This is a genomic window from Serratia sp. JSRIV002 (genome assembly GCF_019968725.1).
Taxonomy (GTDB): domain Bacteria; phylum Pseudomonadota; class Gammaproteobacteria; order Enterobacterales; family Enterobacteriaceae; genus Chania; species Chania fonticola_B.
In genome coordinates this window covers 629911-643884 of record NZ_CP074143.1, presented here as the reverse complement: position 1 = coordinate 643884, position 13974 = coordinate 629911, and the positions used below count along the sequence as shown (strand labels likewise).

Below are 13974 nucleotides of genomic sequence, written 5' to 3'. Positions count from 1 at the left end.
CGTTTGGTAGTAAAGCGATAACCTCAGCAAACACGCTCGATCGGTCCCCTCCCACAGGGAGACGGGTTATCAAACAGTTGCCACACTTAACACCGAGCAGCAAACTTCGGTGTTAAGTGTTCAGGATGTCCCCGAACTCAAAAACTTTTCACCAGCTTCACTACGTCCGCCGCTTCCTCTGCCAGCTTCTCATCGCTCATATCAAATACGCCCTGCACCAGGTGCGGCGGCAAATAATCCATGCCGGTCAGATTGGCGACGGCGTTAAACGGCCGCAGCAGGTCGGCTACCGGATAGCGGTTATAGCCCGCCGGTGAATAGGCCTGCGCGTTGCCCCCGGTGCTGACCACCAGTTGCAAAGGCTTACCCTGCAGTTGGGTGCCTTCGCTGCCATAGGCGAAACCGTGGGTTAATACCGCATCCTGCCATTCGCTGAGGATCGCCGGTGAGCTGTACCAATAAAACGGAAACAGCATCACTACCACATCGTGCGCTTGCAGCAGTTCCTGCTCGCGGGCCACATCAATCTGGTAGTCCGGGTAAACGCGCATCAATTCATGCACGGTGACGTTAGGTAAAGGACGCAGCGCCTCGATCAGCGCCTTATTGATGCGGGATTCGTCGGGGTAACGGTGGGCGGTCAACACTAAAATACGCGACATGGGGAAATCCTTGTTTATCGAAAGTAAGCCATTTTTTCATTTCCTCCGTTTCCGGTGTAGTCTGTAAACAGTCACATTAACTTCAACCTAAAGTATCAACCACTATGTCGCTGCCAATTGACGTGCACCGCCTGTTACCGGCGTTTCTCAGCGCCGCTCAGACAGAGAACTTCTCCGCTGCTGCACGCCAGCTGGGCGTGACGCCAGCGGCGATCAGCAAGAATATCCGCGTGCTGGAAGAGAAGCTGGCGCTGCGGCTGTTCCAACGTAACACCCACAGCGTGGTGCTGACTGACGAAGGCAAAGCCCTGTTGCAACAGGTGGCACCGCTATGGCAAGCGCTGACCGCCACGTTAGAGCTGGCTGGGGGCACACAACTCCCTCCCGCCGGTAGCGTGCGCGTCAGCATGATCCCAGGCTTTGGCCGCCAGGTACTGATGCCGCTGATCCCTGAGTTTTTACAACGCTACCCGATGATCGATCTGGATCTGTCACTGGATGCCCGGGTGGTGAATCTCGTTGGTGAAGGCTTTGATGTGGGCATCGGCAGCCAGGTCGATCCCGATAGCCGGCTGGTAGCACGACCGCTCTACGCGATGCAGATGCTCTTGGTCGCTGCCCCCGGTTACCTTGCCCAACATGGCACACCGCAGGTGCCGGCAGATCTGCTGCAACATAGCTGCCTGCTGCACCGCAATCCGGCCACCGGGCGTAATGTAAAGTGGCCTCTGGCACACAAAACGCTGGATTTGCATGGCCGCCTGACGGCCAGCAGCCCGGAGATGTTGCTAGATTCCGCGCTGGCCGGGCTGGGCATTGCTTGCCTGTCGCGCTGGTATGTGGAACAGCACTTTGCCCAGGGAACATTGCTACCGGTGCTGCCAGATCACTGGCCTAAACCCACGCAAATCTGGCTCTACTACGCCTCTGCAGATTTGCCGCCACGGGTGCGTGTCTGGGTCGATTTTTTACTGGCGCATTTTCGCCGCTAACCGGCATGATGCGATCGCAATCACGCTTTAACGATCTTTCGGATAATCGGCATTTTCCATTCAAGCCGCTGATAGCAAGGGTTACAAATATTCCTGTAACGGGTAGCTGTACAGCGTTCAAACTGCTCCCCCCATTCTTTGACCCACGTCAAAAAAAGCGGCACCACACCCATATATAGTGCCCATAGATATTCAACCACCTATATGTAGTAGTTATCCACAATATCATCCACACCCTCCGCAGCCCTTGCGCCCTGCGGTTTTGCCCTGTGGATAAGCCGACGCTCCCCCATGGGGACAGGAGTTACAACGTGAAACCAGTAGTGATTAAACGGGACGGTTGCCAGGTATCTTTTGACGAGATGCTGATCAAGCAGGCCATCGAGCGGGCCGCTTTGGCCGCTGAAGTTGTCGATGCCGACTACTGTGCTACCGTCGCCCGCGTGGTCGCTCAACAGATGGAAAACCGACCGCGAGTCGATATCCACGAAATCCAGCAGGCGGTAGAAAACCAGCTGATGTCTGGCCCGTATAAGCAACTGGCACGTACCTACATCGAATATCGCCACGATCGTGACGTCTCGCGTGAGCTGCGCGGGCGGCTGAACCAGGAAATTCGTGGTCTGGTGGAACAAAGCAACGTTGCGCTGCTCAATGAGAACGCCAATAAAGACAGCAAGGTGATCCCTACCCAGCGCGATCTGCTGGCCGGTATCGTCGCCAAGCACTACGCCAAACAGCATATCCTACCGCGCGATGTGGTGCTGGCGCATGAGCGCGGCGAAATCCACTATCACGATCTCGACTACTCACCGTTCTTCCCGATGTTCAACTGTATGCTGATCGATCTGAAAGGCATGCTGACCAACGGCTTCAAGATGGGTAACGCCGAGATCGAGCCGCCGAAGTCGATCTCCACCGCCACCGCCGTGACCGCGCAGATCATCGCTCAGGTTGCCAGCCATATTTATGGCGGCACCACCATCAACCGCATCGATGAGATCCTGGCCCCCTTCGTTACCGAGAGCTTCCACAAGCATCAGCAGGTAGCGCTGCAGTGGCAGATCCCAGACGTGGCAGGCTATGCGATGACCCGCACCGAGAAAGAGTGTTACGACGCCTTCCAGTCACTGGAATATGAAGTCAACACTCTACATACCGCCAACGGCCAGACGCCGTTTGTCACCTTCGGTTTCGGTTTGGGCACCAGTTGGGAATCGCGCATGATCCAGCAGTCGATCCTGAAAAATCGTATCGCCGGGCTGGGTAAAAATCGTAAAACCGCCGTGTTCCCGAAACTGGTCTTCGCTATCCGCGACGGCCTGAACCACAAGTTTGGTGACGCCAACTACGACATCAAACAGCTGGCGCTTGAATGTGCCAGCAAACGCATGTATCCGGACATCCTCAATTACGATCAGGTGGTCAAGGTCACCGGTTCGTTTAAAACGCCGATGGGTTGCCGCAGTTTCCTCGGCACCTATGAAGAAAACGGCGAGCAAATTCACGATGGCCGCAACAATATCGGCGTGATCAGCCTGAACCTGCCACGTATTGCTCTGGAAGCCCAGGGTAACGAAGACCGCTTCTGGCAGTTGCTGGATGAGCGCCTGCTGCTGGCCAAGAAAGCCCTGATGACCCGCATTGCCCGCCTGGAAGGCATCAAGGCCCGCGTGGCACCGATCCTGTATATGGAAGGAGCCTGCGGCGTGCGGTTGAAAGCCGACGACAATATCGCGGAGATCTTCAAGAACGGCCGCGCCTCGATTTCGCTGGGCTACATCGGCGTGCATGAAACCATCAACGCGCTGTTTGGCGCAGAAAAACACGTGTACGACGACGAGCAACTGCGCGCCAAAGCCATTGCCATCGTTGAGCGCTTGAAAAACGCCACCGAAAGCTGGAAAGAAGAAACCGGCTACGGCTTCAGCCTGTACAGCACGCCAAGTGAGAACCTGTGCGATCGCTTCTGCCGCCTCGATACCAGCGAGTTTGGCGTGGTCGCCGGGGTGACTGACAAGGGTTATTACACCAACAGTTTCCACCTCGACGTGGAGAAAAAGGTTAATCCGTACGACAAGCTGGACTTCGAGGCGCCATACCCACCTTTGGCCAACGGCGGTTTTATCTGTTACGGCGAATACCCGAACCTGCAGCACAACCTGAAGGCGCTGGAAGACGTGTGGGATTACAGCTACACCCGCGTGCCTTATTACGGCACCAACACGCCGATCGATGAGTGCTACGAGTGTGGCTACACCGGTGAGTTCTCCTGTACCAGCAAGGGCTTCACCTGCCCGAAATGTGGCAACCATGACTCGGCAAAAGTGTCGGTGACCCGCCGCGTATGTGGCTATCTGGGCAGCCCGGATGCCCGGCCGTTCAACGCCGGTAAGCAGGAAGAAGTGAAACGCCGGGTGAAACATCTGGGCAATGGGCAGATCGGCTAATTTCAGCCAGCGGCCCCTCACCCTAACCCTCTCCCACAGGGAGAGGGGACCGAATGTGCCACATCTTAACGACGGCATTCGTCCTCAACATAGCTTCTGGGCACAACATCGGGTCAGCTCCCTCTTACTAAAGGAGAGGCTTGAGATGAGAGGATGGGGCCAAATACGTCACGGGTGACTTCCATACCTGACTGCCGCACCGTACCTGCTCCTTCTCCCTGTACAGACCGGGGACATCATGAACACTTGTTCGGGGACATGGTAGACACTTACAACATAGGTATGAGTACTTCTGAGTGGAGTTGCTTATGCCGTGGGATGAGAGATCTGCCATGTCATTACGTACCGAGTTTGTGCTTTTCGCCTCGCAAGAAGGCGCTAATATCCGCGCGCTATGCCGTCAGTTCGGCATAGCGCCTGCTACCGCATACAAGTGGTTACATCGCTGGCACTCTGATGGGCGCGCCGGTCTGAACGAACGTTCTCGAGTGCCACACCATTCCCCCAGCAGAACCTCTGACACCGTTGTCCAACATCTCCGCGCTGCACACCTGGCCCATCCGATGTGGGGCGCACGCAAGCTCAAGCGGTGGCTCGAGATGCAGGGGCATACGTTACCGGCCGCCAGCACCGTGCATAACCTCATGCGCCGCCATGACCTGCTACCGGGCGGTCCGTCACCGGCGCCCACCGTCGGACGCTTTGAACATGACGCCCCGAACCGACTCTGGCAGATGGACTTTAAAGGCCACTTCCCCTTCGCCGAAGGGCGTTGTCATCCGCTGACCTTGCTGGATGACCATTCGCGCTTCTCGCTCTGTCTGGCGCACTGCCCGGACGAGCGACGTGTCACCGTGCAGTCACAGTTGATAGCGGTGTTCGAACGTTATGGCTTGCCGGAGAGAATGACCATGGATAATGGTGCCCCCTGGGGCGACACGACGGGCAGTTGGACCGCGCTGGAACTGTGGCTGATGCGTCAGGGTATCCGGGTGGGTCACTCTCGGCCTTATCATCCTCAGACTCAGGGTAAGCTGGAGCGCTTCCACCGCAGCCTGAAGGCAGAGCTCCTGCAGGGACGGTGGTTTACCCATGCCGCGCAGTTGCAGGAGGTGTTCGACGCCTGGCGAGATACCTACAACCTGGAACGCCCACACGAAGCCCTGTCAATGGCGGTGCCAGCGTCCCGTTATCAGCCTTCATCGCGACAGTACAATGGCAATCCGGCGGCAGCCGAGTATGACGAGGGGGTCCTGGTCAGGAAAGTGGATGTCAGTGGAAAACTGAGCCTGAAAGGGATGGGTCTGAAAGTGGGCAAGGCCTTTATCGGTGAATATGTCGGGCTGAAGGAAAGTGAGAGAGAGGGCTACTACGAGATATGGTGGTACAGCACGAAAGTGGGGATGATCGACCTGAGAAATAGGTCGATCATCATGGGTAAAGGATGTTAAAAAGTGTTCACCATGTCCTTGAACACCTGTCTACCATGTCCCCGGTCTGTACACTCCCACAGAGAGGGGGACAGAAAGTGCCACAACTTAATTACTGCACTCGCCCTTGGTAACAAGTGAGAGGATGGGGCCATATACGTCACAGGTGACTTCCATACCTGACTGCCGCACCGTACCTGCTCCTTCTCCCACAGAGAGGGGGACAGAAAGTGTCACAACTTAATTACTGCACTCGCCCTTGGTAACAATGTTGCAGAGTAACTTCTGCACCTGAGCACAACGCCGGACCAGCTCCCTCTCCCTATGGGAGAGGGTTGGGGTGAGGGGCCATATAAAAGAACGCAACACTATGAATTTTCACCAGTATTATCCTATCGACGTGGTCAACGGCCCCGGCACCCGCTGCACGCTGTTTGTCGCAGGCTGCGTGCACCAATGCCCCGGTTGCTATAACAAAAGCACCTGGCGGCTGAACTCTGGCCTGCCGTTTACCCAGCAGATGGAAGATCAGGTCATAGCCGATCTCAACGACACGCGTATTCCACGCCAAGGGTTGTCGCTGTCCGGTGGTGATCCGCTGCACCCGGCCAACGTCGCCGCCGTATTGCAGTTGGTCAAGCGAGTGCATGCCGAATGCCCCGGCAAAGATATCTGGCTGTGGACCGGCTATAAGCTGGATGAACTGGATAGCGAGCAGATGCAGATCGTCGATCGGATTAACGTGTTGATAGACGGCAAGTTTGTGCAGGATTTAAAAGACCCGGCGCTGATCTGGCGCGGCAGCGCTAATCAGGTGGTGCATAAGCTGCGTTAGTTTGTCCGTCCGGGTTTCCAACTGGCTTCAATTTGACGCTGTTTCCGTGTCCTAATAGCCACAACCTGCTGCGGGTATTTTCGCGATGGCTCCAGTTCAAAATCCCCTGGTCTTAGTGCAAGTGCTTCATTCAATCTTGCGCCGGTGTTCCATAGAGTATCAAAGAACATGCGCCGAGTTAGATCGTCAAAGTAGCTCAGCAATACGGCCACCTCTGGAGCTAGTAGATATTTCGGTAATCCTGCGCCCAGCTGTGCGGCGTGATCACGCATCGATCGGTCGGTATCAAGCAGCAGGTATCCCAGTCCCTGGGAGGTGTCGCTACATGAATTCTGTAAAAGTTCGCGCAGCGGGCCACCTGCACAAAACGGGAAAGGGAAGAAGACGGCCAGCCCGATACACTACATATTGTGCGCAGGTCAGCTGCGGTCAAAACCAGATATTAATTTTTGGGGATAGTCAGGAACGAAATGATCAACAAAGGATGTGAGCAAGTAAGCCGTACAAGGCGATATTTTGAGGCAGACAAAGAGCCTCAATTTAGAGGGCTAAATTTTGGGTTTGCCAATGACATATAAATTATTGATGAATTCAAACTAAAAAATACATCATGTGAATGAAAATTTCGAACTTACCCATGGATATCAAACTATAACCTCATTTTTTCATAAGGCTAGCTTTGAGGAATGCATTAGAGATATAATGTTTCTCTAGTAGCAAATGCCGTATAAATAAAAGGAGCTTGTTAAATGGACTATAGTTACTTTCTTAGACAACACATGCAGGCTGAAAGAAAAATGGCATTATCTCTTGATAAAGGTGTTGAGGGTGTCTATGAGAAAGCAATTGATACAACCGAGGCAATATATGATGGGTTTGAAAGGATTTCTTGGCGAACATCATGTTTCATAGATAAATATGAAGATGTTTGTCAAGAAATCCAAATAGAAGATGAACGTTATTTTTATGGTATTCTGGAGTTATTTGGAAAGAGAGATATACTTCTGCATATGCTGATTTTATATGTTGAATTTGTTTTAGATGATGAGGATAGAACCCAAAGAGAAGCTAAATCAAGAACAAGAGGGACAAGTAAATTATTTGCTGCGTTTACTTCTGGAGTGCTAACTAAGAAAGCTATTGCTTATACAATAGGTAAGTCTTTATCTGGATCGCCTGAGATTTTAGCCTCAATCAGGAAACAAACATATAAGAAAGGGCCATGGGCTTTAACGGGTGTTGCATTGTATGGGCAAGTTCAAAGGGCTGCTATGGCCGCAAGAAAACTAAGAACGCTTGAACCTCGCTATTATAACATACTATATAATAATAGAATTGAGATGCTATATATATATGTAGATCCAATTATAACGGCGTTAATAATGAAGCTTAAAGGTAAACATAACGCTACGCTTGAAGAAAAAATTGAAATTTTAGAAGGGGTAATTGGCTTATGATTATCGAAATATTAGAAATAATAAAAATCATGATTAGTTTTGTTTTAAAATACGTCAAACTAATTATATTTACTATATTTTTTAATTTCCTTCCAACTGCTGTCGTTGTTTTATTGTATTTGCTGTATTTGGCATTTATACCAGAATATAGTGGGAGGTTATTAATAATATCAATTGTTGTAGTCTTCTATTTATCTTGGAAGTATATCCCAGATAAGTATACATAAAAAGGCCGTTTTAAACGGCCTTCAATAACTAGAATACGCGCTCATCCCATATGCTGTATCCTGACGTGCCAGCCACATGAGTCCAGTCAATACTTTTATATGCTATGGATATGATTTCATAAGGCTGAACATCACTCTGTAATAGTGAGTTTGGACAGTGCTGACTAATGCTAACAATATATGCATCCTTTAACTTTATAGTGTAAAATTTTTCAATCCTTCCAGTTGAATCTATTCGGTGCATATAAATTATAATTTGAAGCCTTTCATTTCCATCTAATGCAACCCCTAAAAGAGGCGATGACTTGTCAATAGGCTTGTTTATTACAATCGGATGATGACAGACGTTTTGATCTCTTGTAAGGTCATGATCAAAAGAATAGATAAAAGCTTGGTCTTCATGCCCTTTTTGACTCCTATTCCCAATGGATGGTACTGATGAACAACCTGCGGAAATATGCCCTTGCTTTTCACCTTGAATATCTGCATAAATAGTTGTGGCCATTTAAATCTCCATTTTAATTAAGCGATTTAAAAAAATCGAAGTTCCAGAGTAACAATCCACTCTGTGTATAATACTAGAAAGCCCAACAGTATACTTAGAGATTTACAAATGGATTTCATGAATGAAAGCTTTTTAATTATATATTTTTATTATTGAATAATTGTGCGCTAACAAAGCTTGCTAAGCTTGTGAGCCTGCCCATTTCTGGGTTTTCTAGCAGAGACTCAACGGCAAGTTCAATCTCATCATCAACTTGTTCCGCGGCCAATGAATTGAGTGGATAAAGAAATTCAAAAATGCGTTCCCGATCTTGCAACGCAACGTCGTCCCATTCGATGCGCATAATAATCCTTATTTGGTTGCGTATTTCGCCCTGACTTTGGCTTTAAAGTCGCTCATTCTCTCCTCAGCTTGCCGCTGGGTAAGATAAACAGCCTCTCCTTCATGCAAACGGGCAAAGGCTGCATCAACCTTATCTTTCAACCAGTTTTCGTGTTCTTCAGCAGCACGTTGATCGTCCGCCATTTGTTGCGCTAAACGCCGACAGGCTTCACTTAAGGTCGTCCCTTTCGCTTCAGCAGCTTTCTGTGCCAACAGTTTAGTTTCATTTTCAATGCGAAACTGGATACGGCTTTCCATCTTCAAAACTCCTACATACTCCGTATTCAACATCCATAAACGTTAGCACGTTTGTGACAACAAAATAAGCCTCATTGGTGTTTTTTCACTCAAGCCAGCATCCACTCTTTACATCAATCTAAGCCATCATCTCCCTGTCCCAAATTGTTCATCAGTTCGCCACCTGCGCGTCACCTGATTGTCATCTGCCCCCGGCAACATTAGCCCAACTTTGTTACCGAGTGCCGATCATGAATGCTATCGCCGCTTTTTCGCTTTCTCCCCCAACCGAAGTGCCGAGGTATTGGCTATGACGCACTTATCTAGACATCCGACCAGTTACCCTACCCGATATCAACAGATTGCCGCCCAACTGGAGCAGGAACTGTGCAGCCAATACCGTTGCGGAGATTATCTACCTTCAGAACAACAGCTTGCCGAACGTTTTGAGGTCAATCGCCACACGCTGCGCCGCGCCGTAGACGAGCTGGTAGAGCGCGGTTGGCTGCAGCGCCGCCACGGCATCGGCATTCTGGTATTGCTACGCCCGTATAACTATCCGCTGCACGCCAACACCCGCTTCAGCCAGAACCTGTTCGAGCAGGGCAGTCACCCCACCAGTGAGCGCTTACTCGCTGTTTTACGCCCGTGTAATGGGCATATCGCCAGCGCGCTCAGCCGTGAAGAGGGGGAAACGATTATCCACTTACGCACCCTGCGCCGGGTGAATGGCGTTCCCCTTAGCGTGATCGACCACTATCTGCCCGATCTGGACTGGTGGCCCGCCTTACAACAGTTCCACAGCGGCTCGCTGCATGAGTTTATCCAACAACAGATCCACCAGCCGCTGACCCGCCGCCAGACCCGCATCAGCGCACGGCGTGCCCAGGCCAAAGAGAGCCGCCTGCTGGAGATAGCAACCCATGCCCCTTTGCTATGCGTGCGCACCCTAAACACCTGTATCGGCAGCGATTTGGTGGCGGAATACTCCGTCAGCCTGGCGCGCGCCGACATGATCGAACTGACGATGGAGCACTGAATGCAATCCTTACAGCAGAGACAACGCTGGATGTCGGTCCTGGCGCATAGCCAACCCGCCCAGTTGCGCAGCCACTGGCAGGCGCTGAACCTCAACCCAAGCTACCAGCGCCTGCGCGCCCCTGAGATTGGCCTGACACAGCTGCTAGGGCGGATGGGAGCGACCGGCCGCCGCTTTGTACTGGGCGACATGACCGTCACCCGTGCCGTGGTGCAGTTGGAAAACGGTGGCCAGGGCTACAGCTACGTTACCGGACGTGACAAGGATCATGCCGAACTCTGTGCGCTGATCGACGCTTTGCTACAACAACCCGCCAACCATGAATTGCTACAGCTTCAGCTGATTGAACCCCTGGCCGCACTGCAGCAGGAGCAGCGCCAACTGCGCGCCCGTGCCGTAGCAGCCAGCCGGGTAGACTTCTTTACGCTGGTACGAGGGGATTAAGCCATGACGTTACTAGCCGGTTTTGACCAGCCGATTGAGCAATCTCAGTCTGCTTTCCGTTTGATTTTAAAGGCGTTGAGTGAGCCTGGCGTGATTGTTGAACTGCCAAATTGTCCGGCATGGGGTGCGCTGAACGCCGCCAGCACTGCCGTGATACTGACGCTGGCAGATCAGGAAACCCCGCTCCAGCTCTGTGCCGACCTTAAAAGTGAGCAAGTGCTAACTAACATCCGTTTTCATACCGGTGCTCCGCTGGCGACCCGGCAGGAAGATATCCATCTGGCGGTATGGGATGACCAATTACGGCCTGCCGAGCTGAGCGCATTACCCCACGGCAATGAAGTCTCACCAGAGTTCGGTGCCACGCTGGTGGTACAGGTTACCGCATTGGCAGGCAGCCACACACTGCGCCTTTCCGGCCCCGGTATTGAAAAACAACGGGAAATTACCCCGCCGTTGCCAGTTGCGCTACGGGCTTATCTACTCGAACGGCCTCAGCGCTTCCCGCTGGGTCTGGACATTATCTTGACCTGCGGTGAGCGGCTGATGGCGCTGCCAAGAACCACCCGCGTGGAGGAGTGCTGATGTACGTTGCGGTGAAAGGGGGCGAAAAGGCCATCGAGGCTGCCCATCAACTACAGGAAAATCTACGCCGGGGTGACGAAGCTGTCCCAGCACTTAGCGCGGAGCAAATCGGTGAACAGCTTGGCTTGGCGGTTGACCGGGTGATGACGGAGGGCGGTATTTACGATCGCCAACTGGCCGCGTTAGCGATAAAACAGGCCAGTGGCGACCTGGTAGAGGCTATTTTCCTGCTGCGTGCCTATCGCACTACTCTGCCGCGCCTGGCCGTCAGCGAACCGCTAGCTAGCGAGAACATGCGGTTGGAGCGGCGTATCTCAGCGGTTTACAAAGACTTGCCCGGTGGCCAGGTGCTTGGCCCGACCTACGACTATACCCACCGCCTGCTGGATTTTGCGCTGTTGGCCAACGGTGAAACACCTCCGGCACCACAGGCCGATGAGCCACTACCAGAGAACTGCGCCCACGTGTTCGACCTTCTCAACCAGCAACGGCTGGCGCTGGCAGAAGAGGATGACGGCAGCACTCCGGACGATATTACCCGCAACCCGCCGGTTTACCCCTGCTCCCGCTCGGCGCGCTTACAGCAGCTAGTGCGTGGCGATGAGGGCTTTCTGCTGGCATTAAGCTATTCCACCCAACGCGGCTATGGCCGTAACCATCCGTTCGCCGGAGAGATCCGCAGCGGTTACGTTACTGTCGAAATCGTGCCGGAAGAGTTGGGTTTCGCCGTCGATATCGGCGAGATCCTGCTGACCGAATGCGAGATGGTGAACGGCTTTGTCGACCCGCAGGACCGGCCACCGCACTTTACCCGTGGCTATGGGCTGGTATTTGGCCGCTCGGAACGTAAAGCCATGGCGATGGCGCTGGTGGATCGCGCCCTGCAAACCGCCGAGTACGGCGAGGACGTGGCAGGCCCGGCGCAGGACGAAGAGTTTGTGCTGGCGCACGCCGATAACGTGGAGGCCGCCGGTTTTGTCTCCCACCTCAAGCTGCCGCACTACGTCGATTTCCAGGCCGAACTGGAGCTGCTCAAACGCCTGCAGCAGGAATTTGCCGCCCTTCAGGAGACCCGCCATGAGTGAAGTATTGACCGGCTATAACCTCGGTTATCTGGATGAACAAACCAAGCGTATGATCCGCCGCGCCATCCTCAAAGCGGTGGCGATCCCCGGCTATCAGGTGCCGTTTGGTGGCCGTGAGATGCCGATGCCTTATGGCTGGGGCACCGGCGGCATTCAGATCACTGCCAGCATCATTGGCCGCGCCGACGTGCTGAAGGTCATCGATCAGGGCGCAGACGACACCACCAACGCGGTCTCCATCCGCCGCTTCTTCCAGCGAGTAGCCGGTGTTGCTACCACTGAGCGCACGCCAGAGGCCACGCTGATCCAGACCCGTCACCGTATTCCGGAAACGCCATTGCAGGCGGATCAAATCCTGATTTATCAGGTGCCCATCCCGGAGCCGCTGCGCTTTATCGAACCGCGCGAGACCGAAACGCGCAAGATGCACGCGCTGGAAGAGTACGGCGTGATGCAGGTGAAGCTGTATGAAGATATCGCCCGCTACGGCCATATCGCCACCACCTATGCCTATCCGGTGAAGGTTAACGATCGCTATGTGATGGACCCATCACCGATCCCTAAATTCGATAATCCGAAGATGCACATGATGCCCGCGTTGCAACTGTTCGGCGCCGGGCGTGAAAAACGCATCTACGCCCTGCCGCCGTTTACCAAGGTGGAAAGCCTGGACTTTGACGACCATCCGTTCAGCGTACAGCAGTGGGAAGAACCTTGCGCCCTGTGCGGCTCGCGCCACAGCTATCTGGATGAGGTGGTGCTCGACGACCAGGGCAACCGGATGTTCGTCTGCTCAGACACCGATTTCTGCCAGCAACAACTCAACCAAGAGGTACCGCACTGATGACTTCCGCTCCATTGAGTGCCACGCCGTTGCTGACGGTCGACAACCTCACCCACCTTTACGCGCCGGGCAAGGGTTTCAGCAACGTGTCATTCGATATCTATCCTGGTGAAGTACTGGGCATCGTCGGCGAATCCGGCTCGGGTAAAACCACGTTGCTCAAGTCGATCTCCGCCCGGCTGGCCCCACAACAGGGGCAGATCCTCTACCGCCCACAACCGGGGCAACAACAGGATCTGTACGCCATGGCAGAAAGCGATCGCCGCCGCCTGCTGCGCACCGACTGGGGCGTGGTCCATCAGCATCCGCTCGACGGTCTGCGGCCACAGGTGTCTGCCGGTGGCAACATCGGTGAGCGCCTGATGGCTATCGGCCAGCGTCATTACGGTGATATTCGCCAGCAGGCTAAACAATGGCTGGAAGACGTGGAGATCCCGGTTTCTCGTCTGGATGACCTGCCCACCACCTTCTCCGGCGGTATGCAGCAGCGTTTGCAGATCGCCCGCAATCTGGTGACCCACCCCAAGCTGGTGTTTATGGATGAGCCGACCGGCGGGCTGGACGTTTCCGTGCAGGCGCGCCTGCTGGATCTGCTGCGCAATCTGGTGGTGGAAATGCAGCTGGCGGCGGTGATCGTCACCCACGATTTGGGAGTAGCACGTCTGCTGGCCCACCGTTTGCTGGTGATGAAGGAAGGTGAAGTGGTGGAAAGCGGTCTGACCGATCGGGTGCTGGACGACCCGCACCATCCGTACACCCAACTGCTGGTCTCTTCGGTTCTGTCGTAACGTAGGTGAGATA

At 53.6% G+C, this 13974-nt stretch carries 15 protein-coding genes and 1 pseudogene; 11 read left to right on the top strand and 5 right to left on the bottom strand.

Annotation, left to right across the window (positions count from 1 at the left end):
- Positions 1-137 precede the first annotated feature (137 nt).
- Entirely contained in the window at positions 138-662 is a 525-nt protein-coding gene (locus KGP26_RS02900; RefSeq protein WP_179252830.1) for an NAD(P)H-dependent oxidoreductase, read from the bottom strand.
- Between the two features lie 104 nt (positions 663-766).
- On the opposite strand from KGP26_RS02900, the gene KGP26_RS02895 reads away from it, so the two are divergent.
- The 4 genes from KGP26_RS02895 (at position 767) to nrdG (ending at position 6369) form a co-directional block, all read left to right on the top strand.
- Positions 767-1654: a LysR family transcriptional regulator gene (locus tag KGP26_RS02895; RefSeq protein WP_218519932.1), complete on the top strand. Its 888-nt coding sequence runs from the start codon at positions 767-769 to the stop codon at positions 1652-1654.
- A 311-nt stretch (positions 1655-1965) separates the two neighbouring features.
- On the top strand, positions 1966-4104 hold the full coding sequence (gene nrdD, locus KGP26_RS02890; protein ID WP_094982231.1) for an anaerobic ribonucleoside-triphosphate reductase: 2139 nt from the start codon (positions 1966-1968) through the stop codon (positions 4102-4104).
- 296 nt (positions 4105-4400) lie between these two features.
- Positions 4401-5555: an IS481 family transposase gene (locus KGP26_RS02885; RefSeq protein ID WP_166733846.1), complete on the top strand. Its 1155-nt coding sequence runs from the start codon at positions 4401-4403 to the stop codon at positions 5553-5555.
- Between the two features lie 349 nt (positions 5556-5904).
- The gene (gene nrdG / locus KGP26_RS02880) at positions 5905-6369 is read left to right on the top strand and encodes an anaerobic ribonucleoside-triphosphate reductase-activating protein (protein ID WP_021807485.1); all 465 of its coding nucleotides are present in this window, start codon (positions 5905-5907) and stop codon (positions 6367-6369) included.
- Positions 6370-6374: 5 nt separating this feature from the next.
- Here the strand turns inward: nrdG and KGP26_RS02875 are convergent.
- Positions 6375-6656, bottom strand: a pseudogene (locus KGP26_RS02875) (resolvase); the annotation flags it as partial.
- 462 nt (positions 6657-7118) lie between these two features.
- Here KGP26_RS02875 and KGP26_RS02870 point away from each other — a divergent pair.
- Positions 7119-7826, top strand: coding sequence for a hypothetical protein (locus tag KGP26_RS02870; protein WP_094981867.1), 708 nt, complete (start codon positions 7119-7121; stop codon positions 7824-7826).
- Positions 7827-8081: 255 nt separating this feature from the next.
- Here the strand turns inward: KGP26_RS02870 and KGP26_RS02865 are convergent, their stop codons facing one another.
- The 3 genes from KGP26_RS02865 to KGP26_RS02855 form a co-directional block, all read right to left on the bottom strand.
- A complete protein-coding gene (locus KGP26_RS02865) occupies positions 8082-8558 on the bottom strand; it encodes an Hcp family type VI secretion system effector (RefSeq protein WP_094981869.1) in 477 nt (158 codons plus the stop codon).
- Between the two features lie 136 nt (positions 8559-8694).
- Entirely contained in the window at positions 8695-8901 is a 207-nt protein-coding gene (locus KGP26_RS02860) for a type II toxin-antitoxin system RelE/ParE family toxin (RefSeq protein ID WP_094981870.1), read from the bottom strand.
- Positions 8902-8909: 8 nt separating this feature from the next.
- Positions 8910-9197 carry a type II toxin-antitoxin system RelB/DinJ family antitoxin gene (locus tag KGP26_RS02855; RefSeq protein WP_021179086.1) on the bottom strand — a complete coding sequence of 96 codons (288 nt, stop codon included), beginning with the start codon at positions 9195-9197 and terminating at the stop codon, positions 8910-8912.
- 289 nt (positions 9198-9486) lie between these two features.
- Here KGP26_RS02855 and phnF point away from each other — a divergent pair, with 289 nt between their 5' ends.
- Genes phnF through phnK form a run of 6 tightly spaced genes read left to right on the top strand, consistent with a single transcriptional unit; the run spans position 9487 to position 13961 of the window.
- The gene (gene phnF / locus KGP26_RS02850) at positions 9487-10215 is read left to right on the top strand and encodes a phosphonate metabolism transcriptional regulator PhnF (RefSeq protein WP_021807487.1); all 729 of its coding nucleotides are present in this window, start codon (positions 9487-9489) and stop codon (positions 10213-10215) included.
- Positions 10216-10659 carry a phosphonate C-P lyase system protein PhnG gene (gene phnG, locus KGP26_RS02845; RefSeq protein ID WP_059199561.1) on the top strand — a complete coding sequence of 148 codons (444 nt, stop codon included), beginning with the start codon at positions 10216-10218 and terminating at the stop codon, positions 10657-10659.
- 3 nt (positions 10660-10662) lie between these two features.
- The gene (gene phnH / locus KGP26_RS02840; RefSeq protein ID WP_223664987.1) at positions 10663-11244 is read left to right on the top strand and encodes a phosphonate C-P lyase system protein PhnH; all 582 of its coding nucleotides are present in this window, start codon (positions 10663-10665) and stop codon (positions 11242-11244) included.
- Positions 11244-12329 (top strand): carbon-phosphorus lyase complex subunit PhnI, encoded by a 1086-nt coding sequence (locus KGP26_RS02835; protein ID WP_094981873.1) that lies wholly within the window; start codon positions 11244-11246, stop codon positions 12327-12329. The genes phnH and KGP26_RS02835 overlap by 1 nt, the downstream gene beginning before the upstream one ends.
- Positions 12322-13173, top strand: a complete 852-nt coding sequence (locus tag KGP26_RS02830; protein WP_021179081.1) for an alpha-D-ribose 1-methylphosphonate 5-phosphate C-P-lyase PhnJ — start codon at positions 12322-12324, stop codon at positions 13171-13173. Before KGP26_RS02835 ends, KGP26_RS02830 begins: the two co-directional genes overlap by 8 nt.
- The gene (gene phnK, locus KGP26_RS02825) at positions 13173-13961 is read left to right on the top strand and encodes a phosphonate C-P lyase system protein PhnK (RefSeq protein ID WP_024483394.1); all 789 of its coding nucleotides are present in this window, start codon (positions 13173-13175) and stop codon (positions 13959-13961) included. The genes KGP26_RS02830 and phnK overlap by 1 nt, the downstream gene beginning before the upstream one ends.
- Positions 13962-13974: the final 13 nt, after the last annotated feature.